This window comes from Pseudomonas sp. AB39(2026) (genome assembly GCF_059831485.1).
Map to the genome: position 1 here is coordinate 1,756,504 of NZ_CP195212.1, position 25,483 is coordinate 1,781,986.

The 25,483-nt window shown below is 56.2% G+C and carries 21 protein-coding genes; 16 read left to right on the top strand and 5 right to left on the bottom strand.

Features of this window, described 5'->3' with window-relative positions; genetic code table 11:
* The first annotated feature begins 76 nt into the window (after window positions 1-76).
* From ACSAMW_RS07795 to ACSAMW_RS07810, 4 genes are all read left to right on the top strand, one after another.
* Window positions 77-400 carry a hypothetical protein gene (locus ACSAMW_RS07795; protein ID WP_168084702.1) on the top strand — a complete coding sequence of 108 codons (324 nt, stop codon included), beginning with the start codon at window positions 77-79 and terminating at the stop codon, window positions 398-400.
* 35 nt (window positions 401-435) lie between these two features.
* Window positions 436-993 (top strand): Smr/MutS family protein, encoded by a 558-nt coding sequence (locus ACSAMW_RS07800; RefSeq protein ID WP_168084703.1) that lies wholly within the window; start codon window positions 436-438, stop codon window positions 991-993.
* A 90-nt stretch (window positions 994-1,083) separates the two neighbouring features.
* Window positions 1,084-1,629, top strand: a complete 546-nt coding sequence (gene folE / locus ACSAMW_RS07805) for a GTP cyclohydrolase I FolE (protein WP_168084704.1) — start codon at window positions 1,084-1,086, stop codon at window positions 1,627-1,629.
* A 179-nt stretch (window positions 1,630-1,808) separates the two neighbouring features.
* The gene (locus ACSAMW_RS07810) at window positions 1,809-3,005 is read left to right on the top strand and encodes a benzoate/H(+) symporter BenE family transporter (protein WP_500593422.1); all 1,197 of its coding nucleotides are present in this window, start codon (window positions 1,809-1,811) and stop codon (window positions 3,003-3,005) included.
* A gap of 10 nt (window positions 3,006-3,015) precedes the next feature.
* On the opposite strand, the gene pyrF is transcribed toward ACSAMW_RS07810, so the two are convergent.
* Window positions 3,016-3,717 (bottom strand): orotidine-5'-phosphate decarboxylase, encoded by a 702-nt coding sequence (gene pyrF / locus ACSAMW_RS07815; protein ID WP_500593423.1) that lies wholly within the window; start codon window positions 3,715-3,717, stop codon window positions 3,016-3,018.
* Between the two features lie 150 nt (window positions 3,718-3,867).
* Between pyrF and ACSAMW_RS07820 the strand changes: the two genes are divergently transcribed.
* Both ACSAMW_RS07820 and ACSAMW_RS07825 read left to right on the top strand, forming a co-directional pair.
* Window positions 3,868-4,035, top strand: coding sequence for a DUF2897 family protein (locus ACSAMW_RS07820; protein WP_168084707.1), 168 nt, complete (start codon window positions 3,868-3,870; stop codon window positions 4,033-4,035).
* 63 nt (window positions 4,036-4,098) lie between these two features.
* Window positions 4,099-4,683 carry a TetR/AcrR family transcriptional regulator gene (locus tag ACSAMW_RS07825; protein ID WP_500593424.1) on the top strand — a complete coding sequence of 195 codons (585 nt, stop codon included), beginning with the start codon at window positions 4,099-4,101 and terminating at the stop codon, window positions 4,681-4,683.
* Between the two features lie 200 nt (window positions 4,684-4,883).
* Here the strand turns inward: ACSAMW_RS07825 and fabF are convergent, their stop codons facing one another.
* The 3 genes from fabF to ACSAMW_RS07840 all read right to left on the bottom strand — a co-directional run bounded on the left by fabF (window position 4,884) and on the right by ACSAMW_RS07840 (window position 7,802).
* Entirely contained in the window at window positions 4,884-6,155 is a 1,272-nt protein-coding gene (fabF, locus tag ACSAMW_RS07830; protein WP_500593425.1) for a beta-ketoacyl-ACP synthase II, read from the bottom strand.
* A gap of 160 nt (window positions 6,156-6,315) precedes the next feature.
* Complete coding sequence (locus ACSAMW_RS07835; protein ID WP_500593426.1) at window positions 6,316-6,642, bottom strand: ComEA family DNA-binding protein; 327 nt, start codon at window positions 6,640-6,642, stop codon at window positions 6,316-6,318.
* A gap of 104 nt (window positions 6,643-6,746) precedes the next feature.
* On the bottom strand, window positions 6,747-7,802 hold the full coding sequence (locus ACSAMW_RS07840) for a lactonase family protein (protein WP_500593427.1): 1,056 nt from the start codon (window positions 7,800-7,802) through the stop codon (window positions 6,747-6,749).
* Between the two features lie 220 nt (window positions 7,803-8,022).
* Between ACSAMW_RS07840 and ACSAMW_RS07845 the strand changes: the two genes are divergently transcribed.
* A complete protein-coding gene (locus ACSAMW_RS07845) occupies window positions 8,023-8,286 on the top strand; it encodes a hypothetical protein (protein WP_500593428.1) in 264 nt (87 codons plus the stop codon).
* Window positions 8,287-8,336: 50 nt separating this feature from the next.
* On the opposite strand, the gene ACSAMW_RS07850 is transcribed toward ACSAMW_RS07845, so the two are convergent.
* On the bottom strand, window positions 8,337-10,349 hold the full coding sequence (locus tag ACSAMW_RS07850) for a polysaccharide biosynthesis protein (RefSeq protein WP_500593429.1): 2,013 nt from the start codon (window positions 10,347-10,349) through the stop codon (window positions 8,337-8,339).
* A gap of 234 nt (window positions 10,350-10,583) precedes the next feature.
* Between ACSAMW_RS07850 and ACSAMW_RS07855 the strand changes: the two genes are divergently transcribed.
* The 9 genes from ACSAMW_RS07855 (at window position 10,584) to ACSAMW_RS07895 (ending at window position 25,482) form a co-directional block, all read left to right on the top strand.
* Window positions 10,584-11,543 (top strand): glycosyltransferase family 2 protein, encoded by a 960-nt coding sequence (locus ACSAMW_RS07855; protein WP_500593430.1) that lies wholly within the window; start codon window positions 10,584-10,586, stop codon window positions 11,541-11,543.
* A 642-nt stretch (window positions 11,544-12,185) separates the two neighbouring features.
* The gene (locus ACSAMW_RS07860; RefSeq protein ID WP_500593431.1) at window positions 12,186-13,013 is read left to right on the top strand and encodes an ABC transporter permease; all 828 of its coding nucleotides are present in this window, start codon (window positions 12,186-12,188) and stop codon (window positions 13,011-13,013) included.
* A complete protein-coding gene (locus tag ACSAMW_RS07865) occupies window positions 13,003-14,361 on the top strand; it encodes an ABC transporter ATP-binding protein (protein WP_500593432.1) in 1,359 nt (452 codons plus the stop codon). The genes ACSAMW_RS07860 and ACSAMW_RS07865 overlap by 11 nt, the downstream gene beginning before the upstream one ends.
* Window positions 14,354-18,718, top strand: a complete 4,365-nt coding sequence (locus ACSAMW_RS07870) for a glycosyltransferase (RefSeq protein WP_500593999.1) — start codon at window positions 14,354-14,356, stop codon at window positions 18,716-18,718. Before ACSAMW_RS07865 ends, ACSAMW_RS07870 begins: the two co-directional genes overlap by 8 nt.
* 251 nt (window positions 18,719-18,969) lie before the next feature.
* Window positions 18,970-20,436 (top strand): UbiA family prenyltransferase, encoded by a 1,467-nt coding sequence (locus ACSAMW_RS07875; protein ID WP_500593433.1) that lies wholly within the window; start codon window positions 18,970-18,972, stop codon window positions 20,434-20,436.
* Window positions 20,433-21,746 (top strand): FAD-binding oxidoreductase, encoded by a 1,314-nt coding sequence (locus ACSAMW_RS07880; protein WP_500593434.1) that lies wholly within the window; start codon window positions 20,433-20,435, stop codon window positions 21,744-21,746. The genes ACSAMW_RS07875 and ACSAMW_RS07880 overlap by 4 nt, the downstream gene beginning before the upstream one ends.
* On the top strand, window positions 21,743-22,483 hold the full coding sequence (locus tag ACSAMW_RS07885) for an SDR family oxidoreductase (RefSeq protein WP_500593435.1): 741 nt from the start codon (window positions 21,743-21,745) through the stop codon (window positions 22,481-22,483). The genes ACSAMW_RS07880 and ACSAMW_RS07885 overlap by 4 nt, the downstream gene beginning before the upstream one ends.
* A 10-nt stretch (window positions 22,484-22,493) precedes the next feature.
* On the top strand, window positions 22,494-24,533 hold the full coding sequence (locus tag ACSAMW_RS07890; protein ID WP_500593436.1) for a hypothetical protein: 2,040 nt from the start codon (window positions 22,494-22,496) through the stop codon (window positions 24,531-24,533).
* A 13-nt stretch (window positions 24,534-24,546) separates the two neighbouring features.
* The gene (locus ACSAMW_RS07895) at window positions 24,547-25,482 is read left to right on the top strand and encodes an NAD-dependent epimerase/dehydratase family protein (RefSeq protein ID WP_500593437.1); all 936 of its coding nucleotides are present in this window, start codon (window positions 24,547-24,549) and stop codon (window positions 25,480-25,482) included.
* The last annotated feature ends 1 nt before the right edge of the window (window position 25,483 follow it).

A 25,483-nucleotide genomic window follows, 5' to 3' on the forward strand; every position in this document is an offset into this window, starting at 1 on the left:
CGCTAATTGCCAGGCACCTTGGAACCCTTGACCAACCAGGGGGTCGAAGGGCCGATATTCACCTGAGGAACACCTGATGAAGCGATCCCACGACGGTTTTGATGCCCGCAGGCTTCGCCCTCGCGGTCCAAACCGGTGGCGGGTGCGCTTGGGCGCGACCTTCGCGGCGGTGCTGGCCACCCTGGGCATTCTGCTTGGCATGGCAGGCGCTGCCAGCCTGCTGGGCCGGCCTCCCGCCTTGGAAGGGCTGGATACCAGCACCACTGGGGCGATCATTCAGGTGGCGTTCGGGCTGCTGTTTGTGTACCTGGGTATTACGGTATGGCGCCGCTGCCGGCGCCGACTGCGCCGCACGCAGGACCTGAACATGGCGCCACACCTGATGAAAAAGCACGACTGACTCGCGTAAACTGGCCCCCTTGAGTGGAGGCCACGATGCAAGACGACGATTTTTCTCTGTTCCAGTCGGAAGTGAAGGGCGTGAAACCCCTTCGCAATGACCGTGCGGATATCGGCAAGCCCAAACCAGATCGCCAGCAAGTCCAGGCGTTGCGCCAGGCAGCCACCGTGCGCCATGACGTGAAGGTGGTGGATGGGCTGTCTGACCAGTTCGTGATCGATGTTGGCCCTGAAGACCCTCTCAATTGGGCGCGGGACGGGGTTCAAGAAAGCCAGACACGCAAGCTCAAGCTAGGGCAGATTCCTTTTGAAGGCAGCCTGGACCTGCACGGCATGGCCGTAGAGAAGGCTCGGGAAATCCTCTGGGAATTCCTGGCCGAGGCCACCCGGCTGGAAATTCGCTGTGTACGTGTGACCCATGGCAAGGCCTCACGCCTGGACGGTAAGCGACCCATGATTAAAAGCCACGTGAATACCTGGCTGCGCCAGCACCCCCAGGTGCTGGGTTTCACGTCCTGCCAGGCCAAGCATGGGGGCACTGGCGCGGTTTACGTGATGCTGCGCAGAACCATGCTGGAAGGGCGGGACGAATGACCGCACGCTCTCGCCCTGCCTCGCACTTGCGACACGCCCTTGCGAGCCTTAACCTACGCGCTTGCTTAAAATCTTCTTACAGGTAAATCCATGTCCCTGGAACAGCAATACAGCGCCATCCTTGGCCAGATCGGCGAGGACGTTTCCCGCGAAGGCCTGATTGACACGCCAAAGCGCGCTGCCAAAGCCATGAAGTACCTCTGCCGCGGTTACGAACAAACCCTGGAAGAGGTCATCAACGGTGCCCTGTTCAGTTCCGACGCCAGTGAAATCGTGCTGGTGAAAGACATCGAGCTGTATTCCCTGTGCGAACACCACATGCTGCCGTTCATTGGCAAGGCGCATGTGGCCTACCTTCCTAACGGCAAGGTGCTGGGCCTGTCAAAGGTGGCGCGGATCGTGGACATGTATGCACGTCGCCTTCAGATCCAGGAAAACCTCAGCCGCCAGATTGCCGAAGCCGTGCTTCAGGTGACAGAGGCGTCAGGTGTTGCCGTGGTTATCGAGGCCAGGCACATGTGCATGATGATGCGCGGCGTCGAAAAACAGAACTCAAGCATGATCACGTCTGTAATGCTGGGCCAGTTCCGAGACAACGCCGCTACCCGTAGCGAGTTCCTGAGCCTGATCAAGTAAGCCACCCACGCCACAGAGGCCGCGCCATGCCCGGCCCCTGTGGGAACGGGCATGCAAGGGAATAAGTTTTGAGGCCACAGCAGGCCCGACTGTATCCCCCAATCCGCCTCCCGCTGTACGGCTTCAACCTCTCCCTGTGGCGGTAACCTGCGTGAACATCACGCAAGGATTCGCCCGTCATGTCCAGTGCCGCCCCGCCTCGCCTTCGCCCTCTGGCGGACAGTTCAGCTTCGGCTATTGTCGCCGGCTTCATCGCAATGATGACCGGCTATACCAGCTCGCTTATCCTGATGTACCAGGCCGGCCAGGCTGCTGGCCTGAGCGGGGGGCAGATTGCGTCGTGGATCTGGGCGCTGTCCATCGGCATGGCCCTGTGCAGCATCGGCCTGTCGTTGCGCTACCGCACACCGGTAACCGTCGCCTGGTCCACGCCCGGCGCGGCCTTGCTGGTCACCAGCCTGGGCGGCGTGAGCTATCCCGAAGCCATCGGCGCTTATATTACGTGTGCACTGCTGGTGACCGTGTGCGGTATCACAGGCACGTTCGAGCGCCTGGTGCGGCGGCTCCCCGGCTCGTTGGCGGCCGCACTACTGGCCGGCATCCTGTTTCGGATCGGCAGTGAGATTTTTATTGCCGCCCAACACCAGACGCTGCTGGTGCTAGCCATGTTCTTCGGCTACTTGCTGTGCAAGCGTGCTTCCCCTCGGTATGCGGTGCTGTGCGCACTGCTGGTAGGAGTAGCCGTGTCAGCCAGCCTGGGCCTACTGGATTTCAGTGGCGTGCGTCTGCAATTGGCAGTACCCGTCTGGACGTCACCCGCGTTCTCGCTGGCAGCGACCATCAGCATTGCCATCCCGTTGTTTGTGGTGTGCATGACCTCCCAGAACATGCCAGGCATGGCGGTGCTACGCGCCGATGGGTACCAGGTACCCGCCTCCCCGCTGGTGTCAGTGACCGGCTTCGCATCGCTGCTACTGGCACCCTTCGGCTCCCACGGCATCAACCTGGCGGCTATCAGCGCGGCCATTTGCACAGGGCCGCAGGCGCACGAGGACCCCACCAAACGCTACACTGCCGCCGTGTGGTGCGGGCTGTTCTACGGCGTGGCAGGCACCTTCGGGGCTACGCTGGCCGCACTGTTTGCCGCCTTCCCGCGGGAACTGGTGCTGTCCATTGCTGCATTGGCCCTGCTCGGCTCCATCATGAACGGGCTGACTCAGGCGATGGCAGAACCGCAGGAGCGTGAGGCCGCACTGATCACGTTTATGGTGACGGCCTCGGGGATGACGCTGTTTTCGGTGGGGTCAGCGTTCTGGGGGATTGTGGCGGGGGTTGTGACGCTGGTGATACTAAACGCCCGTCGCCCCGCTCTATGACCTGCGCTGATTAGCCGTTCAATTGGGCCACAATCTGTTCCAGCGCTTGGGCAGGGTTGGCGGCCTGGCTGATAGGGCGACCGATCACTAGGTAATCAGACCCCGCCTCCAACGCCTGGCGCGGGGTCAGAATGCGGCGCTGATCGTCCTGTGCACTGCCCGCTGGGCGAATACCTGGCGTGACCAGTTGCAAGCCTGGATAGCCGGCTTTCAAAGCAGGCGCCTCCAGGGCAGAACACACCAGCCCGTCCATACCCGCCTTCTGTGCCAGGCCGGCCAAGCGAAGCACCTGCTCCTGTGGGTCCACGTCCAGGCCGATACCGGCCAGGTCTTCGCGCTCCATGCTGGTGAGCACGGTTACGCCGATCAACAAGGGCTTGTGCCCGCCCTGCTGCTCCAGCACTTCACGGCAGGCACTCATCATGCGCAGCCCACCGGAGCAGTGCACGTTGACCATCCACACGCCCATATCTGCCGCTGCCTTGACAGCCATGGCCGTGGTATTGGGAATGTCGTGGAATTTCAAGTCCAGGAACACTTCGAAGCCCCGGGCATTCAGGGCTTCGACGATGCCCGAGGCACTGCTGGTAAACAGCTCTTTGCCTACCTTTACCCGGCACAGCGATGGGTCCAGGCGGTCTGCCAGCGCCAAAGCGGCTTCGCGAGTGGAAAAGTCCAGGGCGACGATGATGGGCGACTGGCAAGCGGGCATGTGAACTCTCGGCGGGTAACTGGAAAACGGCGCGCATTGTATCGAATTTAGCCTGTGGAAGCAGGCCATTTGGAAAGGTCACGTGTCTGCCGGTGGCTATACTGGAACCAACACGAAGCGGGCCCACTCGAAGCCGTAAAGGAGAACTGTATGCCCTGGTACGCATGGTTGATTTTGTTGGTGGCGATCGGCTCTATCGTCGGTGGCTTGATGATGTTGCGCCAAAGTGCGCAGAAAGTGGACATGACCGAAGAGCAGCTCAAGCGTGTGCACGAGCGCAACGCCGAGATGGATGCCAAGGACGCGCGCGACCGCTAATGGCTGAAGACTGGGGTGGGGTGATAGCATGTTGCCTAACATTTGATCACCTGGCGGCCCCTCTTGCGATACTCTCAGGACCACAAAGCCCAAACCTATCGGCGCATCGTTGATGAGGCCAGCTTGCGTTTTAGGCGCGATGGCATCGCTGCGACCGGCCTGCAGCCGTTGATGAAGGCACTGGGCCTGACCCATGGCGGCTTCTACGCGCATTTCGATTCGAAACAGGCACTGGTTAAAACAGTGTTGCAAGAAGCCACATCGGACATGGACAAGGTTGTGGCCCAGGCCGTGGCCTCACCCTCACCTATCGACACCCTGATCGATCATTACCTCAGTGTCGCTCACCGGGACCATCCCGAACACGGCTGCCCCTTGCCCACGCTCGCAGCGGAGATGGGCCAGCGAGGTGAAGCGAGCGAGCTTGTGGACGAAGCCATTGAGCACCGGCTCTCCCTTATCGCGCAAAGGCTTTGCGGCCACGACGCTGAAGGCCGCGCTGTGGCCTTGTGGTCAGGGATGGTTGGTGCGCTGATGCTGTCACGTAGCGTCAAAAACCCAGACCTCTCCAACCGAATACTCGAAGACGCCAGGCGCACACTGAAGGCCAGTGCTCGAGTAACAGAAGGTTATCCCGAAAAAGCTTGAGCATAGGTGTGGACAACCTGGGGAGACCACGCTGTACGCCCCGGAATACGTGGCCTGCAGCCGGGTGAGCAAATAATAACCAGAGGCGGAAGGTTGTGCACACTCCAAGGGGATGGGTATGTGGATAACCCTTGAATACTCTGCTGTAGGCCACGCCAGCCAAGGGCTACAGCCTGCTGATCAAAAAATAGCCAGCCTTTTCAGGCCTGCCAACGGCGGAAAATCACACTTGCGTTTACCCCGCCAAAACCAAACCCGTTGGACAACGCATAATCTGTCGCCAGCGACGCTGGGCCGTCAGGGCCTGTAACGTTCAGCGCGCCAACAGCGGCGTCTGGCGAGCAGAAGTTGAGGGTGGGTGGTGCCACCTGTGCCTGCAGTGCCAGTATCGTGAAAATGGATTCCAGGCCACCCGCGGCGCCCAGCAAGTGACCGGTGGCCGACTTGGTGGCGGAAATCGCCAGGTGAGGTGCCTTGCCAAACACCGCCTTGATAGCCTCCAGTTCAGCCCGGTCGCCTACCGGCGTAGAGGTAGCGTGGGCATTGATGTGACCTACCTGCTCGGGTGTAATACCTGCCTGCGATAGCGCGACGCGCATGGCCTGCTGCGCACCTCGGCCATCCTCCGGTGCTGCCGTAAGGTGGTAGGAATCTGCAGACGTGCCGTAGCCCACCAGCTCCGCCAACGGCGTTGCACCGCGGGCCTGTGCGTGTTCAAGGGTTTCGATCACCAGCAACCCTGCGCCCTCCCCCATCACAAAGCCATCCCGCGCCTGGTCGAACGGCCTCGATGCTTCGGCAGGCCGCTCATTAGGGGACACGGCCCTGGCTGCCGCAAAGCCTGCCAGGCTCACCCGGTCGATACATGCCTCCGCACCCCCACACAGTGCGATGTCGGCCTCCCCTGAACGCAGCAAGCGGGCCGCATCGCCAATGGCCTGCACGCCTGCCGCACAGGCGGTGACAGGCGCACCCAACGGGCCACGAAAGCCATGGCGGATGGAGACGTTGCCGGCAGCAAGGTTCACCAGAAATGAGGGAATGGTAAACGGTGACAAACGCTTGGGGCCACGCGAGTCCGTAGTACGCACGGCGTCGGCGATCGTACCGAACCCTCCGATGCCAGAGCCTATGACTGTGGCTGTCCGCAGTTGCGCGTGAGGCTCAACGGGCGCCCACCCTGCCTGCTGCAAGGCTTCTTGTGCCGCGGCCATTGCATACAGGATAAAGGGCGCCATTTTTTTCAGGTCCTTGCTGTCCACCACTGTGCCCGGGTCGAAACCAGCGATTGGGTCCTCGTTGATGCCTGGCACATGACCGGCAACCCACACACCCAGCCCTTCCGCGATTGCGGCATCAAGCAAGCGTATGCCGGAGTGGCCGGACAGCAGGCGTGACCAGTTCATGGCTACGCCTACGCCCAATGGCGACACTGCGCCCATACCGGTAACAACGATTCGGGGACTGCTCATAGGGTGGCTCCGCACGCATTGGATGTTAGTCATCATCCAATAAGCGTGAAGGGCGATTCTTTATATGTCAATCAACATTTAAAAAGGCTTGGCCGGTGGAGGCATGCGATGCATGGGGGCGCTCTGCCCGCGATCCCACGCCTCCAACAAGGGCGAAGGCCTATTGCACCGCCAGCCGATTGCGGTTGCGATCCACCAGTGCCTGGCCAATACCCTGCACTTCCAGCAACTCATCTACCGAGGCGAAGGGGCCATTGGCCTCTCTGAAGGCGACGATAGCGTTTGCCTTGGCGGCACCTATCCCTGCCAGTTCCTTTTGCAAGGTGGCAGCATCGGCTGTATTCAGGTTGACCATGGCGCCCGCCATGGGCTTGGCCACACTGTCAGCCATGGGCGGTGCGGCAGGCGTGGGTGGCGCACCATGGGCGGTGAGGGAGGAGAAAGCCAGAGCGGCCAGCAGAACGGAGGGCAAAAGGGTCTTGCGCATGGAGTGCTCCTTGACAGGTTGCACGGCCCCTCATGGGCCGTGCGCCTACCTTAACGGAGCGACAGACGAATACCAGTGTACGGCTGTTACCTAAGTTTTCTGTGCTAGGCACGTACCTCAATCCACAGGGCACCCTGCCCCGAAACCGCCTGGCCGACCCGCTCCAGCGAACCGTCCTGGTGTATGCGGTAGCTACCTACGGTGTCACTCAGCTCACCACACGCTAATAGCCAGCGCCCGTTGGGAGAAATAGCAATGTTGCGTGGCTGTTTTTCTTCGAGCTTATGGTTGTCGAGGTATTTCAGCGTACCGTCCCCCGCTACCTGAAACACGCTTACAGAACTGGTGGTGCGCTCAGTGGTGTATAGCAGCGTGCCGTCTGGTACCAATCGGATGTCAGCGCACCAGATACGTGGGGTGGGGTCATCGCTAAGGTTGTTGTTGCGGCTGTCTCGAACCAGGCCTTCGTGGAGGCCAAGGTGCTGGGGAATGCCGTGCTCCACGCCCTTTTGAGTCAGTGCGCCGCTTTGTGCATCAATGGCGAAGGTTGTGACCGTACCGCTCATCTCACCCAACACAAACATCACACTGCCGTCTTCAGAGAACACCATGTGCCGTGGCCCAGTATTGCCTGGGACGCTTACAAAGCCTTCGCCGATGGGTTTCAGCTCACCGGCCTGTGCATCCAGCCGGTATTGCAAAACACGGTCCGCGCCCAGCACACAGGCGTATACGAAGCGGTTGCTAGGGTCGGAGCGCACTGAGTGGGCGTGCAGGCCGCTGGGGTATTTACGGGCGGCTTCCTGCACCTGCAGTTCATCATCGATAGACTGAAGGGTGACCAGATCTTCCCCATAGGACGCACCTAGCAGGAACCGGCCCTCGCGGTCAGTGGCCATGTAGGAAAACCCGGCGCCTGCCGGTGCCTCGGCCCGTGGCGTGAGGGTGCCCGTGGCCACATCCACGCTGAAACTCACCACCTTGGGAGGCTGGCCGCGCAAAGCGCCATACAGGGTACTGCCATCAGGCGACAACGCCAGCGCATTCACCTTCTCGCCCGCTGGCAGCTGCTCCACCATACGGAGCTCGCCGGTGTCGTCGTTGAGGTGGTAATGCGAAACCAACCCATCGTTGGGGCTGGAAATATAGGCATAGCTCATGGAGGTCCCTCAAGAGGCAGTCAGGTCAGGCAACCATCCTAGGGCGAGCACGCACTGTACTCAACCTCTGCCGCTGATCAGAGGTCGTTCAAAGGTGACGGTATTTCGGGCGTACTCATTTGCCAAGAGGTGTCTACAGTGAAAGAAAGCCAGGCACTACTTTAGCGGTGGCACGGCGGCTGTGACGCGTGCATGCCTCCGCTGACAGAGGGAGAACCCCATGAATAATGACATTTACCTACTGATCGAACATGGCCGAGAGTATGGCGAGGCCTACGTATTAGGCTGGTTCGACAACGAAGCCACTGCCAGGGAAGCGGCGCTGAAGATGGAGTGGGATGCCTACCGTGCGGAACTGAAACGCCCCTCAGGCTGGCTTAACGAGAAGCCCGTGCCCCCGAGTGAGGCTGAGTACAAACGGTATTGGGTCAAGCCGCTGAGCAGGTTTGATTATGGGCCTGCAAGGCCAGAGGTGGTGCATTGACCGCTGCTTTGTGAGGACCGGCCATGTACTGTGAGCCGGTCGCTTGAGCGTCAAGGATCGCGGCGCTGCTGAAGGTGCTTCCAATCCACTATGTCATCAGCCGGCGCATACCCGTTTACCAGCTCTCGCAGCACATAACGCACGCGAACGTAGTCATCGGTCTCTAGCGCGTCGAGCAGCGATTGCAGCCCGCTCTTCAGCGCATCCCAGCCCATGGCGTCTTCCAGCGCACTCATGATCATGGGGTGGTCTGTAGCGGCCACATTGTCCCCAATCAGCAGCTCTTCGTAGAGCTTTTCTCCAGGCCGCAACCCTGTGAATTCGATAGCGATGTCGCCCTGGGGGTTTCTCTCAGACCTGACGGACAACCCCGACAAACGCACCATTTTCTCGGCCAGTTCCACGATGCGCACGGGCTCGCCCATGTCAAGTACGAAGACATCGCCCCCCTTGCCCATGGAGCCTGCCTGGATAACCAGTTGGGCTGCTTCAGGGATGGTCATGAAATAACGTGTCACCTTGGGATGCGTGACCGTCAGGGGCCCGCCCCCTCGGATCTGTTTGTGGAACAGCGGTATCACAGAACCAGACGACCCCAGCACATTGCCGAAACGGACCATGGTGAAGCGCGTGCGGTTCACATGAGAAACGCGGTGCGAGTCTTGGAACAGCACCGGCGCTACTTCTCGGCTCAGCGCCTGCAACATCATCTCCGCCAGCCGTTTGGTACTCCCCATCACATTGGTGGGGCGCACGGCCTTGTCAGTCGATACCAGTACGAAGTTGGACACATTGGTACGCATAGCGGCCTGGGCCGCGTACAACGTTCCTAGAACATTGTTGAACACGCCTTCGGCCACATTGTGTTCCACGATAGGTACGTGTTTGTAGGCCGCCGCGTGATACACCGTGTCTACGTTCCAGGTCCGCATCACGTCAAACAGCTTCTCCTGGTTGCGGACCGAACCAAGAATCGGCAACACCTGCACCGACACCCCTACCCGCTCAACCAGGGCAGCCAGCTCCTGGTGGATGGCATACAGGTTGAATTCGCTGTGTTCGAACAGGATAAGCAGCGTAGGTTTGAGGGCTACGATCTGCCGGCATAACTCGCTACCGATAGAGCCACCTGCCCCTGTCACCATAACGGCACGGTCTTCGATGCAACGAGCCAGCAGCGCCTCTTGAGCCGGTACGGTATCGCGGCCGAGCAAGTCAGCGATGTCTACCTCCTGAAGGTCCTGAACGCTTACCCGCCCAGCCGCCAGGTCCGAAAAATTGGGCACGCTGCGCACATGGAGGGGGAAGCCTTCCAGGTACTCAAGGATTTCGCGACGCCGCGAGCGGCTGACGGAAGGCAATGCGAGCAGTACCTCTGTAGCGCCGGTTTCCCGAAGCATTTGCTCAAGGTGCTTGGGTTTGTATACCGCAAGGCCCGAAATCACACGGTTGGCGATGGTTGAATCGTCATCCAGAAAAGCTACAGGGCGCATGCGTTGGCCAAGGCGCAGGGCGGCAACCAATTGGTTACCGGCTACGCCTGCACCGTAGATAGCAACCCGTGTAAGCCCCTGCTCACGGCGCATCATTGGCACACCTTGCATACCAATGAACCAGTCCCCATGGAAGAACTGGCGCATGGCCAGGCGCAGGCCACCTATGAGTACAAGGCTGAGCCACCAGTAGTTGAAAATGATCGAGCGCGGCACCAGAACCTTGTGGTCGCTGTACCAGTAGACCGCCAGGGCCAGCACCAAGGATGAGAGAGACACGGCCTTGGCAATGGCAGCCAGGGCATCGTTGCCAAAATACCGCATGACGGCACGGTACATGCCGGAGCGTATGAAGATAGGAATCGAGAAAAGGGGGGCGGCGATAAATAGCCACGTATGCCTTGCAAAGGGATTGCCAGCCTCCTCAAACCCCAGCCGCACCACAAACGCTAGGTAGAGCGACAGCCAGACAAGGAAGATGTCTGCAACGACCTGCATCAGGCGCTTCTGGCGACGTGGCAGGTTGATAAGGCGGGATCGGACCGCAGTGATCAGCATGCGGGCTGGCATAGGGACATCAATGGACGCTCTTGGCTAGGTATATTCGTAGCCCTAAGGATAATGCCTGCCTGCCCTGCACCGCCAGCATGGTTGGGTAAAGTCTTGATCCAGGGGGACAATAGCCTATCGCCACCTATCGAAGCGGAGGTGTCAATTCTGTTAAGGTCCACACCCCAGTGTGTCGGCCGCCAACCGGCACCGTTGTGTAACACCTGTACGCTAGATAGCGGGAAACGCCTAAGCATGACGCTCGACAATCAGAGCCTGAATTCCTGCACCGGGCTGCCACTCGTTGCCATCCTGATGTGCACCTACAATGGGGCGGCCTTTCTCTCCGAGCAGCTGCAGTCGATCGTTGATCAGACCTACACCAATTGGTACCTAGTCGTTTCCGACGACGGCTCGGCCGACGAAACCTTGCAGGTGCTTCAAAAATACCAGAGCGTGCTCGGGGCTCGATTACGCCTGCAAGCCGGTCCTGGCCAGGGGTTTGCTGCAAACTTCATGTCACTGGCAGCCAACACCGCCATAGAAGCCGATTACTTCGCCTTTGCTGATCAAGATGATGTGTGGCATCCCAACAAGCTCCAGCACTCCCTCGAAGCACTGAGCGGCATAGCAAATAGGGAACAACCGGCTGTTTATTGCGGCCGCTGCCGGCTCGTAGATGAGCACGGTGCCTACATCGGCCTTTCTCCTTTGTTTGCGCGCCCTCCCTCATTCGGTAATGCGTTGGTACAAAGCCTCGCCGGGGCCAATACCATGCTGCTCAATCAACCCGCTCGACAGTTGTTGGTAGGGTTGCCCGCGGGCACACAGGTTATCGCGCATGATTGGCTGACCTACCTGCTTGTGACCGCCTACGGGGGAACAGTCATCTATGACCCAGAGCCCTCGTTGGATTACCGGCAGCACTCGCGTAACGTTATCGGCGCCAGTACCAGCCTGTTTGCTCGTGTAAAACGCATAGGGATGTTGCTCAAGGGCCGCTTCAGCCACTGGAGCCAGGCAAACCTGGCCCTGCTCGAGCGAGTAAGGCCGCCACTGTCAAAAAGGGATGCAGCAGCGTTGCGACTGTTTCAGCAAAGCCATAAAGCCAAAGGCTTCAAAGCCTTGATAGCCCTTTACCGATCTGGGGTATACAGGCAGACCAGGCTGGGGCAATGCAGCTTGTTACTAGGGGCATTTCTAGGAAAGATCTGAATCCTTGATCAAACGTTGCAAGTGATCCTTGCCGATATAGGCAGCAGCTTCAAACGCAGGGCCGCGGCTGGACGCCGGCAGGAGCCTTTTGTGGTAACGTTGGCGGCTAATTTTACGAGCCGGATGGCGGTTTCAGTACAGCACCGGCGACCCCTGAAATGTTCCAAAACGTTGTGAAACGCAATGAAGCCATGGGTTAACGAAACACAGGATAGCCAAGCCGGCACGCGCACTTTTCAGCCTGGCATCTTCACAAGCAGAGCGACAAGGAATGGATTTTAAGGTGACTCAAACAACTACCTGTGTGTGTGGAGCCAGAAGCCTCGACAGCACTACGCCGCAGGCAAATGCCTCGTCCCTCCACCTCCCCCGCTGGTGCAGCTTGCTTGAAGCAATACGCCCCCATGCACGCGCTATCGATACCTCTCGTCCCGCAGCCTGTTGACCGAGGCTCACGCCTGCACTGCATTCTCGGTCAGGTCCCTCATTTCGCATTTATCGTGGAGACTACGCGTTAATGAATACAACACCTCTTGGCATACCCGGAGTCGACTTGTTTAGACCAAAGGTGTTTGGCGGTAGGTTCTTCTGCGAAAACTGCTGGAGCGCAGAATCGCTAGGCGAAACAGAGGTGTCCGACCTGTGAATCCTCATTTGGCCCCCGCTGCCGGCCCACTAAGCATGGTCCGTAGCCTTTGGCACAACAAGCAACTGATCGTGCAGATGACCAAGCGCGAGGTGATAGGGCGGTACCGCGGCTCCGTGATGGGCCTGGCATGGTCCTTCTTCAATCCAGTGCTGATGCTTGCCGTCTACACCTTTGTGTTCTCGGAAATTTTTAAAGCGCGCTGGGCAGGCCAAGATCCTGGCAAAGGTGGGTTTGCCATCCTGTTGTTCGTGGGGATGATTGTCCACGGAATTTTCGCCGAATGCGCTAACCGAGCGCCCTCGCTGATCATGACCAATAGCAATTATGTAAAGAAGGTGTTGTTCCCGATTGAAATCCTGCCTGTGATCTCGCTGGGCTCAGCCATTTTCCATGGCGGTATCAGCCTGATTGTGCTGCTGTGTGCGCAACTGCTCCTTACACACACCCTGTATTGGTCAGCCGTGCTTTTTCCGTTGGTGCTCATCCCCCTTATCATCGGCACATTAGGGGTTAGCTGGATATTTGCTTCGCTAGGTGTTTACCTTCGGGATGTAGGCCAAATCATTGGCGTACTGACGACTGTACTGATGTTCCTCTCACCTGTGCTGTACCCGATTGAGGCGTTGCCGGAGGTTTATCGGCCGTGGATGCTGCTCAACCCTTTGACCTACATCATTGAAGAAAGCCGCAATGTGTTGCTGATGGGGCATATGCCGCAATGGGATCATTTGGCAATTGCCCTTTTGGTAGGCGCCCTGATAGCGGCCGTGGGCTTCTGGCTGTTCCAGAAAACGCGTAAGGGGTTCGCCGATGTCCTCTGATGAATTTGCGATCAGCGTTCAGAACGTTTCCAAGTGTTTTTACACTTACGAGAAGCCCTCAGATCGCCTGAAACAATCGTTCGTACCACGCTTACAGCGCATGGTAGGGGATAAAGTCTCCACGTATGGCAAGGCGTTTTGGGCGCTCAACGACGTCAGTTTCCACGTTGCCAAAGGCGAAACGGTTGGCATCGTCGGCCGTAACGGCTCTGGCAAATCCACCTTGCTCCAAATCATCTGCGGTACGTTGATGCCTACTTCCGGGTTGATCGAAACCCAGGGGCGCATTGCTGCACTGCTGGAATTGGGCTCGGGCTTCAATCCCGAGTTCACCGGCCGGGAAAACATCTACCTAAACGGTGCCGTACTGGGTTTAAGCAAAGACGAAATTGACCAGCGCTTTGACGCTATTGCAGGCTTTGCCGATATCGGCGAATTCATCGATCAACCGGTCAAGGCTTATTCCAGTGGTATGGCCGTGCGCCTAGCGTTCGCTGTGCAAGCACAAGTCGAACCCGACATACTCATAGTCGATGAGGCGCTTTCAGTAGGCGATGCACGGTTCCAGGCCAAATGCTTTGAGCGGCTTCGGCAGCTAAAGGAAAATGGCACCAGTATTTTGCTAGTCACTCATGCCAGCGAGCAGGTAGTGACGCACTGCAACCGTGCCATTTTACTGGATCGCAGCCGAGTCGAGATGATCGGTGCCTCACGGCCCGTAGTGAACCGCTATCTGGATATTCTGTTTGGCCGTGAAAAGCGCCCAGATGAAGGGGCTGCCCCTGATGCGGCACATTTATCTGAAAACACAGCAGCGCCATTGGCCGACGATTTGCTGGATTTCAGTACAGACGTATTCAACACCCGCATTGGTTATAACCCTCACGAATATCGCTGGGGCGACGGAGGCGCAACGCTGCTCGACTACCACTTAGCCGTAGGAGGCAGAGCGTTCCCCAACACCATCGAGTGTGGCGAAGAAGTAGTCCTTAACCTTGCGGTACGATTTAACCGAACAATCATCAATCCTATTCTTGGCTTCACCATCAAAACCAAGGAAGGCGTGACTGTCTACGGTACCAACTCTTATATGCTGGAATGTGAAGGCATGCAGAATATTGGTGCCGCTGGTACGTTCGCCCGGGCCAGCCTGAAATTTGTGGCGCGCCTTGCTACCGGCGACTACTTCGTATCACTAGGCATTGCTTCTCGGGAAAATGAAGAAATAATTCCACACGACCGTCGCTATGACTCGTTGCACTTTGTTGTGGCGCCTACTCCCAAACTGCTCGGCCTGATTGATCTGGCTGTATCAATGGAAATTGATCGGGTAAATGAAAATGTTTGATCTCGAACAACAAGGTTATACGCTGAACAATGCCAGCAAGGTATGGAGCCGGCCGGGTTACAAAGGCATCGCTTACAGTGATGGCGACACCACAGAAATCAAACTGGCCAAGATCATCCGTGAAGCCAGTGATTTATCGGTTCTGTCCCAGGAGCTTGGTCAATATTGCACAGACTGGCCAACGCTGTACCACCTGAGCTCGGCCCGTGGCAACATCCTTCGCCCATTCGAGTCTTACTTAGGCGGCAGCACGCTAGAGATCGGCGCCGGTTGCGGTGCTATCAGCCGCTACCTTGGTGAATGCGGCGGGCAAGTATTGAGCCTGGAGGGCAGCCCTCGTCGAGCAGAAATGGCCGCGAGCAGAACACGTGACCTGAAAAATGTCACCGTTCTGACTGAGCGGTTCGACGATTTCACTACAACTCAAAAATTTGACGTTATCACCCTGATCGGCGTGCTTGAATACGCCAGCATGTTCAGCAATACCGAAGACCCAGCGCTTGGCATGTTAGAGCGTATCCGGAGCATGCTCAAACCTGATGGCCACTTGTTTATCGCTATCGAGAACCAGTTAGGCCTCAAGTATTTCGCTGGTGCGCCTGAAGATCACCTTGGCGTGCCAATGTATGGCATCGAAGGGCGTTACCTTAAAGGCCAGCCTAAAACCTTCGGCCGTAAGGAGCTTGCGGCGCTGATCCAAAAGGCCGGCTTCCGACAATCAGAGTTTCTGTCGCCCAGCCCCGATTACAAGCTACCGAATTCGATCACTACGGAACGCGGGTTTGATTCGAAAACCTTCGATGCCTCGGCGCTTGCTTGGCAGAACGTCAAAAAAGACCCGCAACTTCCTGCTGAGACATATTTTGATCTCGGACAGGCCTGGCCGGTCATTATTGACAACGGGTTGGGCATGGAAATGGCCAACTCTTTCCTGATCTCGGCCTCCCTCGACGATAAGCCCACCGTCCCTACTAACGTGCTCGCGTTCCACTTCAGCACTGGGCGCAAGACTGCTTACTGCAAAGAATCCCGATTCGTAGAAACACAAGCCGGCATAGAAGTACAGTACCGTCGGCTTGGTGAGCATATTACGGATTCCGAAGCGAGCGAATTCCTCTACATACTGCCCGAGCGCGACCCCTATATTCGGGGCCGCGTACTCAGCGAAGCATTCCTTGAGCTTGCTGCCACACCAAGTTGGACAGTCGAAGATTTTGGCGCCTTCCTGAAACGGTACATAACCTGCCTGCAAGAGTTGCTGGCACAACAGAATTTTGCTACCCCATTGGCTGATGTCTCACAAATTCTGCCTGGTCGCTTCATTGATGCGATTCCTCAAAATATCGTAATCAAAGAGGATATGACGCCCTCCTTGATCGATATCGAATGGGAAAGTGTGGAAGGCGTAGCGTTGGGTCACCTGCTGATGCGTGCCCTGCTCCTACTCATTGCTTCTGCCAACCCGTTTGTAGCCAGCTCGTCAGCGCCAAACCGCCGTGAGTTCATCACCTCGGTGTTTCATGCCGCAGGTTTAAGCGTGACGGCCGCACAGCTGGAAAGCTATATTGCCAGGGAAGCGGGTTTCCAACAGAAAGTCACTGGCAGGCCTGCCCAGGAATTTCTTGACTGGGCGCCTAATGAACCTATTGACCAGAAAAAGATTTCCAGCCGTTCGACGATACAGAGCAAGATTTACTACAGCGATGAAAACGGAAACTTCTCCGAAACGTCCACTCGAACAGCCGAAATATTTCCAGGCAAACAAAAAATAACTTTCAATTTTGCCGAATTCGAACACGCCACCAAATTTATTCGTGTAGACCCTGTAGACACTCGCATCTCATTTTCGATCAACCACATGCGCCTACTAAATGAAGGCACCAGTGCGTGGGAGTGGAACGGCCGTTTCGATGACCTGCAAAACAGCTCGGGGCTCATGCAAGTGGCCCGTCCCGATTGTTCGGGCTTTTTCCTGAGCATGGATGACGATCCAAATTTTCAGCTTCCTATCGATTTGATGACGTTGCATCCACAGACCGGTCTGGCTCTTGAGCTAGAAGTGGTATTGCACACCGATGAGCGCATTGCTCTGGAGATGAAGCTGGAAGATTTGCCAGATGCTAAGCCAGCACAAAAAGACCTGCATGAGCCGCTTCAACTTTTGCTGGGCATCAACGAAAATCTGAAACAACAGCTTGCGGACCAAGAGGCAAAGCTTAATGAGTTGGCGGCTAAGCTAAATGTCCGAAGTGATGCTTACATACAAGAACCTAGTGTTCAAGCAGCGCTGCATGACAAGGATGTGCATATCACCAATCTTGTCAACGACCACGCACGCCAGTTAAGAGACAAAGATACCCATATCCACAACCTCAATTTGCAGGCTATCGCGATCCATTCGTCTTTGAGTTTCCGGGCTACCCGGCCGCTACGTTTGGCGGGCCGCCTAGCCCGCAAGGGAAAACGTGCCATAACGTTGGCACGCGGTATTGTGTACCGCAATGGCGGGTTGAGCTATACGTTGAAGAAAGTACTGAAGGTGCTGCGTACCGGTGGTGTTGCGGAGCTCAAAGCTGCTTTGCGCCGAGCACGCATGGGGTATGGCAATACGACGGCAGCTAATAACCTGGACGAGATTCCAGAAACCAGCTACAGCGCCTGGGTACGCGAGTACGACACCTTGACCGATTCCGATCGGGACAAGGCTCGGGGTGATATCGCCCAATGGGCAAATGCGCCGTTGATCTCCATCCTGATGCCGGTCTACAACCCGCCTTTGCAGATGCTTGAAGAGGCCGTAAAAAGCGTGCAGGCCCAGCTCTATCCTAAGTGGCAGCTCTGCATTGCGGATGACGCATCGACCAATGCGGAAGTTAAGGCCTGCCTTAAGCGCCTGAGCAAATCAGACAAGCGGATAAACGTCGTCTACCGCAAAAGTAATGGCCATATCTCAGCAGCCACTAACTCGACGCTTGATATTGCAAAAGGCGATTACGTTGCGCTGATGGACAATGATGACATGCTCCCTGAGCATGCATTGTATTGGATCGCCCGCACGGTAGTGGAAAACCCTGGCGTGGCGCTGATCTACTCGGATGAAGACAAGATTGACATCCACGGTAACCGATCGGCGCCTTACTTCAAAACGGACTGGAACAACTATCTGTTCCGCTCCCATAACATGATCAGCCACTTGGGTGCCTACCGCCGTGACCTTGTTGAGCAAGTTGGTCGCTTCCGTATTGGTATGGAAGGGTCGCAAGACTATGACTTGGCCTTGCGCTGCGTAGAACAGGTGAAGGACGAGCACATACTGCATATTCCCCGCGTGCTTTACCACTGGCGCGTCCATGCGGGCAGTACCGCCATGTCGCCAGGCGAAAAACCTTATGCGCAATTGGCCGGCCAAAAAGCCTTGGACGAGCACTTGGGCCGTATTGGCGTAGCTGGGCACACAGAACTGCTGGACTTCGGTATGTACCGCGTGCACTACGACCTCCCAGCGAATGAGCCATTGGTTAGCCTAGTCATACCCACGCGAAATGCCAAGGCGCTGGTGAAGCAATGTATCGACAGTATTGTCGACAAAACGCTTTATAAAAATTACGAAATCATTCTTGTAGATAACGGTTCGGATGAGCCTGACAGCCTTGCTTACTTTGATGAGCTGCGTCAAATGCCCAACGTCCGCGTAATACGTGATGATGGCCCGTTCAACTATTCCGCCTTGAACAATCGGGCAGTTGAAAGTGCTAAAGGCGAGCTGATTGGCCTGATCAACAATGATATTGAAGTTATAAACCCTGAATGGCTGGGCGAAATGGTCTCCCTGGCGCTGCAACCTGGCGCTGGCGCTGTGGGCGCACGCTTGTGGTATCCAGACAACCGACTGCAACATGGGGGCATCCTCATGGGCCCGTTGACCCTGGCGGGCCACGCCCATAAATATATGCCAAAGGGGCACCATGGCTACTTTGGCCGGGCATCCTTGATTCAAGGCATGTCCGCAGTAACCGCCGCTTGCCTTGTGGTACGCAAAGCAGTGTTCAAAGAAGTAGGCGGCCTGAATGAAGTCGACTTGAAGATCGCGTTCAACGATGTTGACCTTTGCCTCAAGATTAAATCAGCGGGCTATCAGAATATCTGGACGCCTAATGCAGACTTGTACCATCACGAATCGGCAACTCGAGGCATTGAAAACACACCTGAAAAACAGGCTCGTTTTCAAAGCGAAGTTTCGTATATGCAAGAAAAATGGAAAGGCTTAATAGCCTGGGACCCTTGCTACAATCCTAACCTGACATTCGACAGTGAGGATTTTGCCATAGCATTTCCGCCTCGCATTGCCAGAGTGTAAAATGAGCGAATATAACACGCGTTATTTTAAGCCTTGGTGAGACTCGAACATGAGCCACGAAACTGATACAGGTGGACGGCAGGATACCTTGGGGAAAAAGGCTCGCTCCTCTGGGGCGATCAGCATGCGAACGCCTGCCGGCCCTTTGAGGATTTTTCACTGGGATGGCCGCCGCGGATGAAAATTAGATCCGCGGCCCTTGGCTTATCGCACCTTAATGCACCTGCTAGTCCCGGAATTGAGACCTCAGAATGAATAACGTCACTTCTTCCGCCTTGGCGTCGACGCTTCCAGGCCAAGCGCCGCCACTGGTGGTTGACCTGGATGGCACCCTGCTCAAGTCGGACATGCTGTTCGAATTGGGCATGGCGTTCGTCCGCCAGCACCCGCTGCGTGCTTGGGAGCCCTTACGCTGGCTTGGGCAAGGCAAGGTTGCCTTGAAAGAAGGCCTTACCAACGCCTGCGAATTCGACGTCACTGTTCTGCCATTCGACGAAGCAGTGCTGGAGCTGATCGACGAGGCACGGCAGCAGGGCCGTCCAGTGGTACTGGCCACCGCCAGCCCTCAACAGATCGCTGACAATATCAGCACCCACCTGGGTGTATTCGATCAGGTGCTGGCAACGGGTGCTGGCATAAACCTGAGTGCTCATCGCAAACGTGATCGCCTCGTTGAACTCTATGGCGAGAAGGGCTTCGACTACGTGGGTAATTCCCATGACGACCTTGTGGTGTGGGCCTCGGCACGGCACGCCTATCTTGCCAATCCGGACAGTGGGGTTGAAGCCAAGGCAGCCAAGCAGTGCTTGATCAAACAGGTTATACATTCCAACCCCAGTGGGGTTCGCCCGTGGGTGAAAGCTTTCCGCCTTCACCAGTGGATGAAAAACATCCTGGTGTTCGTGCCATTGTTGGCAGCCCATCAGATCACTAGCATGAGCCTTTGGCTGGCAGGCATTCTCGCTTTTCTGCTCTTCGGTCTGTGCGCCTCAAGTGTCTATATCCTTAACGATCTTCTCGACCTTACCGACGACCGCCACCACAAAACCAAACGTAACCGGCCCTTCGCCTCAGGGAAGGTAAAGATCAAACACGGCATACTCGTGTTTCCGCTTTTGCTCGTGGGTTCTTTCGCCACGGCGGCCTTGCTGCTTCCATGGGCATTTTCCATTGCGTTAGCCTTTTACTACGTGATTACCCTGGCGTACTCCTTTGCATTAAAGCGAATGATGGCACTGGACGTAATAACCCTGGCCTTGCTGTACACAATGCGCATTATTGCAGGCACCGCTGCTCTGGGCCTGGAACTCACGTTCTGGCTCCTCGCCTTCTCCATGTTTATCTTCCTGAGCCTGGCCCTGGTCAAACGCTATGCCGAATTGCACGATGCTCGACTCAAAGGCAAAAGCGGTAAAACACGGGGGCGGGGCTATTACCCTAGTGACCTTGAAATGCTGTCCTCCCTCGGCGCAGCCTCGGGTTACCTGTCTGTGATGGTGATGGCTTTGTACATACACGATGGCACTACTGCCATGATGTACACGCATCCACAGATCATCTGGCTTGCATGCCCGCTGCTGCTGCTATGGATCACTCGCGTGTGGATGCTGACGCACCGCGGCGAAATGCATGATGACCCGGTGGTCTTTGCCATCAAAGACAAACCTAGCCTACTAATTGGCTTGTTGTTCTGCCTCGCATTTTGGGCTGCAGCATGAGCGGGCCTTTGTATTCGTGGGGGCGCTATCCCTACACCCCTCAAACAGGGCACTGCGCTTCCTGGCGGGACGAATGGGCTGATCGACTAAAAACCCTCGGCCAGGCACACGGCACCACCCTGCCCTACGGTAACGGGCGTAGCTACGGTGACAGTTGCATGGCTGCAAGCGGCCACGTGCTTGAAATGCGTAGCACCCGCAAGTTCATCGCTGCCGATTGGGCTACTGGAACTGTTACAGCCGAAGCCGGTGTGACCTTGGCTGATGTGCTTGCATTGAGTGTGCCGCAAGGCTGGTTTTTGCCGGTTACGCCAGGCACGCAGTTTGCCACCCTAGGCGGCGCCATCGCTAATGATGTGCATGGCAAGAACCACCATGTGCGCGGCACGTTCGGGCGCCATGTGCGTGCCTTCGAGCTAGTGCGCAGCGAAGGTGTTCTGCGCTGCTCAGCCCACGAAAACCCAGCACTGTTTGCGGCAACCATTGGCGGCCTAGGCCTGACCGGAATAGTCACATGGGCCACGTTCCAACTGATCCCGATCCACTCCACGCAGATGGATACGCAAAGTCAGCGCTTCGGAAACATTACCGAGTTCTTTTCGCTGTCCAACGAATTGGACCACCAGCATGAGTACAGTGTGGCCTGGGTGGATTGCCTTGCCCGCGGGCAACAGTTGGGCCGGGGCGCTTATTTCACGGGCGACCATGCCACCTATGGCGAGCAAGTGTTGCCCCATCGCAAAAAGCTCAGCGTACCTGTTACGCCTCCTCTGTCGCTAATCAATAAGCTGTCGTTGCGAGCGTTCAACGAACTGTACTGGCGTCGCCAGCCTAGCCAGCGGCGGTATGCCAAGGCGGACTACGAGCCCTTTTTCTATCCACTAGATAGCCTGTTGCACTGGAACCGTATCTACGGGCCTCGTGGCTTTCGGCAGTACCAGTGCGTGATCCCTGAAAACGACGGCGAATATGCTGTGCGTGCCTTGCTGGAAACAATCGCTACGAGCAACCAGGGTTCGTTCCTGGCAGTGCTCAAACGTTGCGGGGATCTACCCTCGCCTGGTTTGCTCTCATTCCCTCTCAAAGGCGTGTCGCTGGCACTGGACTTCCCTGTCCAGCATCGAGAACGAGATGCGCTGTTCACTCGCTTGGACGCCATTGTGCGTGAGGCTAATGGCAGGCTGTACCCGGCGAAAGACGCACACATGGCGGCCCCCGACTTCCAGCGCGGCTACCCGAATTGGGAAGCACTGGAACGCCATCGTGACCCCTCCATTCAATCTGCCTTCTGGGCCCGAGTTACTGCATGAAAAATATAGTGATAATTGGCGCTACATCTGCCATCGCCCAGGCTTGCGCTCAGGTCTGGGCCCGCCAGGGGCATCACCTGATGCTGGTGGGTCGTTCGGAAGGCAAACTTAATGCGGTAAAAGCGGATGTGCAAACCCGTGGCGCCGCGAGCGTGACAACGCTAGTTCAAGACCTAGCAGACGTAAACGCTGGCCAGAGCATACTGGAGGCCTGTCAAGCTCAGTGGGCACAGATCGACTATGTACTGGTAGCCCACGGCACACTTCCAGACCAAGCCAAGTGCCAAGACGATGTGAACTACGCGATTCAGGAGTTCAACACGAATGGCCTTTCTGTGATTGCTCTTTTGACCACCCTTGCCAAACAGCTTGAAACCCAGCGTCATGGCACACTCGGTGTGATCTCATCTGTGGCAGGAGACAGGGGCCGTGGTTCAAATTACCTATATGGCGCAGCCAAAAGTGCTGTGAGTGAGTATTGCAGCGGGCTACGCGCACGCTTGAGCAAATTGAACGTCCATGTGCTCACGATTAAGCCGGGGTTTGTTGCCACGCCTATGACAGCAGGGCTGCCTTTGCCAGAAAAGCTAACAGCAACACCAGAGGCTGTTGCAGCGGACATCATCAAGGGGTTTGAGAAGAAACGGAATGTCCTGTACACACCGTTTTTCTGGTGGCCCATCATGATGATTATCAAAATGATCCCCGAATTCATCTTCAAAAAACTATCTATCTGACTGGCCGACAATGACCTCTATTACTCGCCTTTATAAAGCCATTGTCATGACGCTGGTTGGCATCGTGCTGCTACTGACCGTATGGGGCGCCTACCATCAGTTCTCCCCAGTCCCCTTCTGGGATATGTGGAACGGTTATGTAGGTTTCTTCCAGCAAATCGACCAAGGTAATACAAGTGCCTGGTGGGCACCTCACAACGAACATCGCATCATCCTGACCAGGGTGATATTTTGGTTGAACTTCACTTTATTTGGAGGCATTCAACCGCCGTTGATCGTACTCAATTTTCTGTTAATGGGCCTCGCATTCTGGGCGTTTTATGGCTTTTTGAAACGGACGGTTACATCGGTTAACCGCACTGCGGCGTTTGGGGCAGGTGGTCTTATTCTAGCGTTATGTTTTTTCTGGTCGCAAAGCGAAAACATCAACTGGGGTTTTCAGAGCCAATTCTACCTAGCGCAGCTGCTACCCTTGCTGGCCCTACTCTGGTACTGCATATCGATTCAAGATAACAAGCCAACCTATTTCCTACTATCCACTATCGCTGGCATTGCCAGCGTAGGCACCATGGCCAATGGGATTATGATCCTGCCCATCATGGTGTTGTATGGACTTGTCCAACGACAACCACTGTGGAAACCCATTTTTCACGCAGCCTTGGCGGGCATTCTCGGTTACTTGTATTTCGACGGACCTGCTGCAGACTCTGTGAAGCACGCAGGCCTTGTTAACACTTTCATAGCGCAACCTACGGATTTTATTCAGTATGCCCTTAGCTATCTAGGCAATCCATTCTATTTCGCCGCCCTCGGGGCATCTTGGGGTATAGGCCTTGCCATTGCAGCAGGCGCAGGGTTGATAATAGCGAGCGCAGTATTGACGGTTTATTATTTGCGCAGCCCAAAACGACACTCGTTGGAACTGGCGCTTCTAGGTTTCGTGCTCCACATAGGCGGAACCGCCATCGGCACTGCTGGCGGCCGTCTTAGCTTAGGGGTATGGCAGGCCTTCAGCAATCGCTATAGCACCCCCGCTATTATGGCGTGGTGCGCGCTGATTATTTTACTGTGCAGCTTCGTGAAAAAACCCATTGCGAACAGGCTGTTTTCAGGCTTAGTAGCGATAGCGTTGTTACTTCTGCTCCCTTTTCAGATGTCGGCACGTTCGGATAACGCGCCGGAAAAATCCAAAAAATTGGTAGCGGCCTTGGCTATGGACATGCGCATAAATGACGAACCTCAGCTGAAAACCGTATTTCCTTCGCCTGATCTTGTCATGCATATCAGCCAATGGGCAATCGCTCATAAAACCTCAATATTCAATGAGAAACCTATAAGAGATACGGGCTACATGATTGGGCGCACTGTCGAGCGGACAACCGAACGCGCCTGCTCCTATAAAGCGAATAATATCAGTGTGACCGAAGTCAACGATGAATACGCTCGCGTTTCAGCTTTGATTGAGGCCAAGCCGACGATAACAGGCGAGCAGAGGCTTCTTTTTACAGATGAGGCCAATACAGTCGTGGGTGCTGCGATAGCACAGCGTTCCAACTTTGCAGGGTATATAAAGCGCTCGGCGCTGGGCAAACAGCTTATGCTCGCAGGAGAAGACAGCGCGTGTAGCATTCGTATCCAACTACCCAAACTATATTTCTCTTCGTTCGACTTTGCCCCAGCCAAGCCAGGGGAAATAGCAGTTACAGGCGTACAAGCGGACGCCATTTGGGCAGAAGGCAGTGACTCCTGGCACTCGACTATCGATGGGCTTAAAGTCTATGGCTCATGGAAATCTTCTGATGCCGACAGAGGCACGATTACACTGGATTTGAACAAAGGGGATTCGATCCTTTACCGTTCCGGCCCTGTAAATACACGGCAAATCATAAAGGTTGACGGTACAGGCGCAACCAGCCTACCGGTCACACTGGAATGGACCACCTTGAAATTTGATGCGCCGGACCTCCCTGCCCGCTTCAAGGTCAGCATTTCTGACGACGGGGACGGCTGGGGCGAATGGTCTGCTGTGGCCGTTAAGGCAGCTCAATAATATGGAAAAGCGTATGGACAACAAGATCATCATTCCTGGTGGCGCAGGGTTGGTAGGGCAAAACCTGGTCGCACATCTGCGCAGAGCGGGTTACCACAACCTTGTGATTCTGGATAAGCATGAGGCAAACCTGGCCGTTCTCAAACGAATGCACCCAGACCTTACTATTGAACAGGCTGACCTCGCAGAACAAGGCCCATGGAGCCAGCACTTTGCTGGTGCCGACACGGTAGTGATGCTGCAAGCTCAGATTGGTGCGCCCACTGAAGACCCCTTCACCCGCAACAACCTGACCAGTACTGAACGCATTATTGAAGCCATCAACGCTCACAGCGTGCCGTATACCGTGCATATCAGCTCATCAGTGGTGGAGTCTGTCGCCGATGACTTCTACACGCGCAGCAAAACTGCTCAGGAAAAAATGGTGCTTGCAAGCGGCATTAATTGCGTAGTGTTGCGCCCTACCCTGATGTTTGGCTGGTTCGACCGCAAGCACCTGGGGTGGCTCAGCCGTTTCATGCAGAAGGTACCGGTATTCCCCGTTCCAGGCGATGGGAAGTTCATGCGCCAACCACTGTATGTGGGTGACTTCTGCAGCATCATCATGAGCTGCATACAAAGCCGCACGGCGGGCAACGTTTACAACATTTCGGGCCTGGAAAAAATCGACTACATCGATATTATTCGGCAGATCAAAAATACTACCAAAGCCAAGTCCACGATCGTCAAAATCCCCTACAGCCTGTTCCACGCATTGCTATGGACATGGGCCCTCTTTGACAAGAACCCGCCGTTCACAACCTCGCAGCTAGAAGCTCTGATAGCACCGGACGAGTTTGAGGTGATCGACTGGCCTGGCATTTTCAACGTCACGCCCACACCGTTCAGGAAGGCGATCGAAGAGACCTTCCTGGACCCGACTTATAGCAAGATCGAGATGGAGTTTTAAC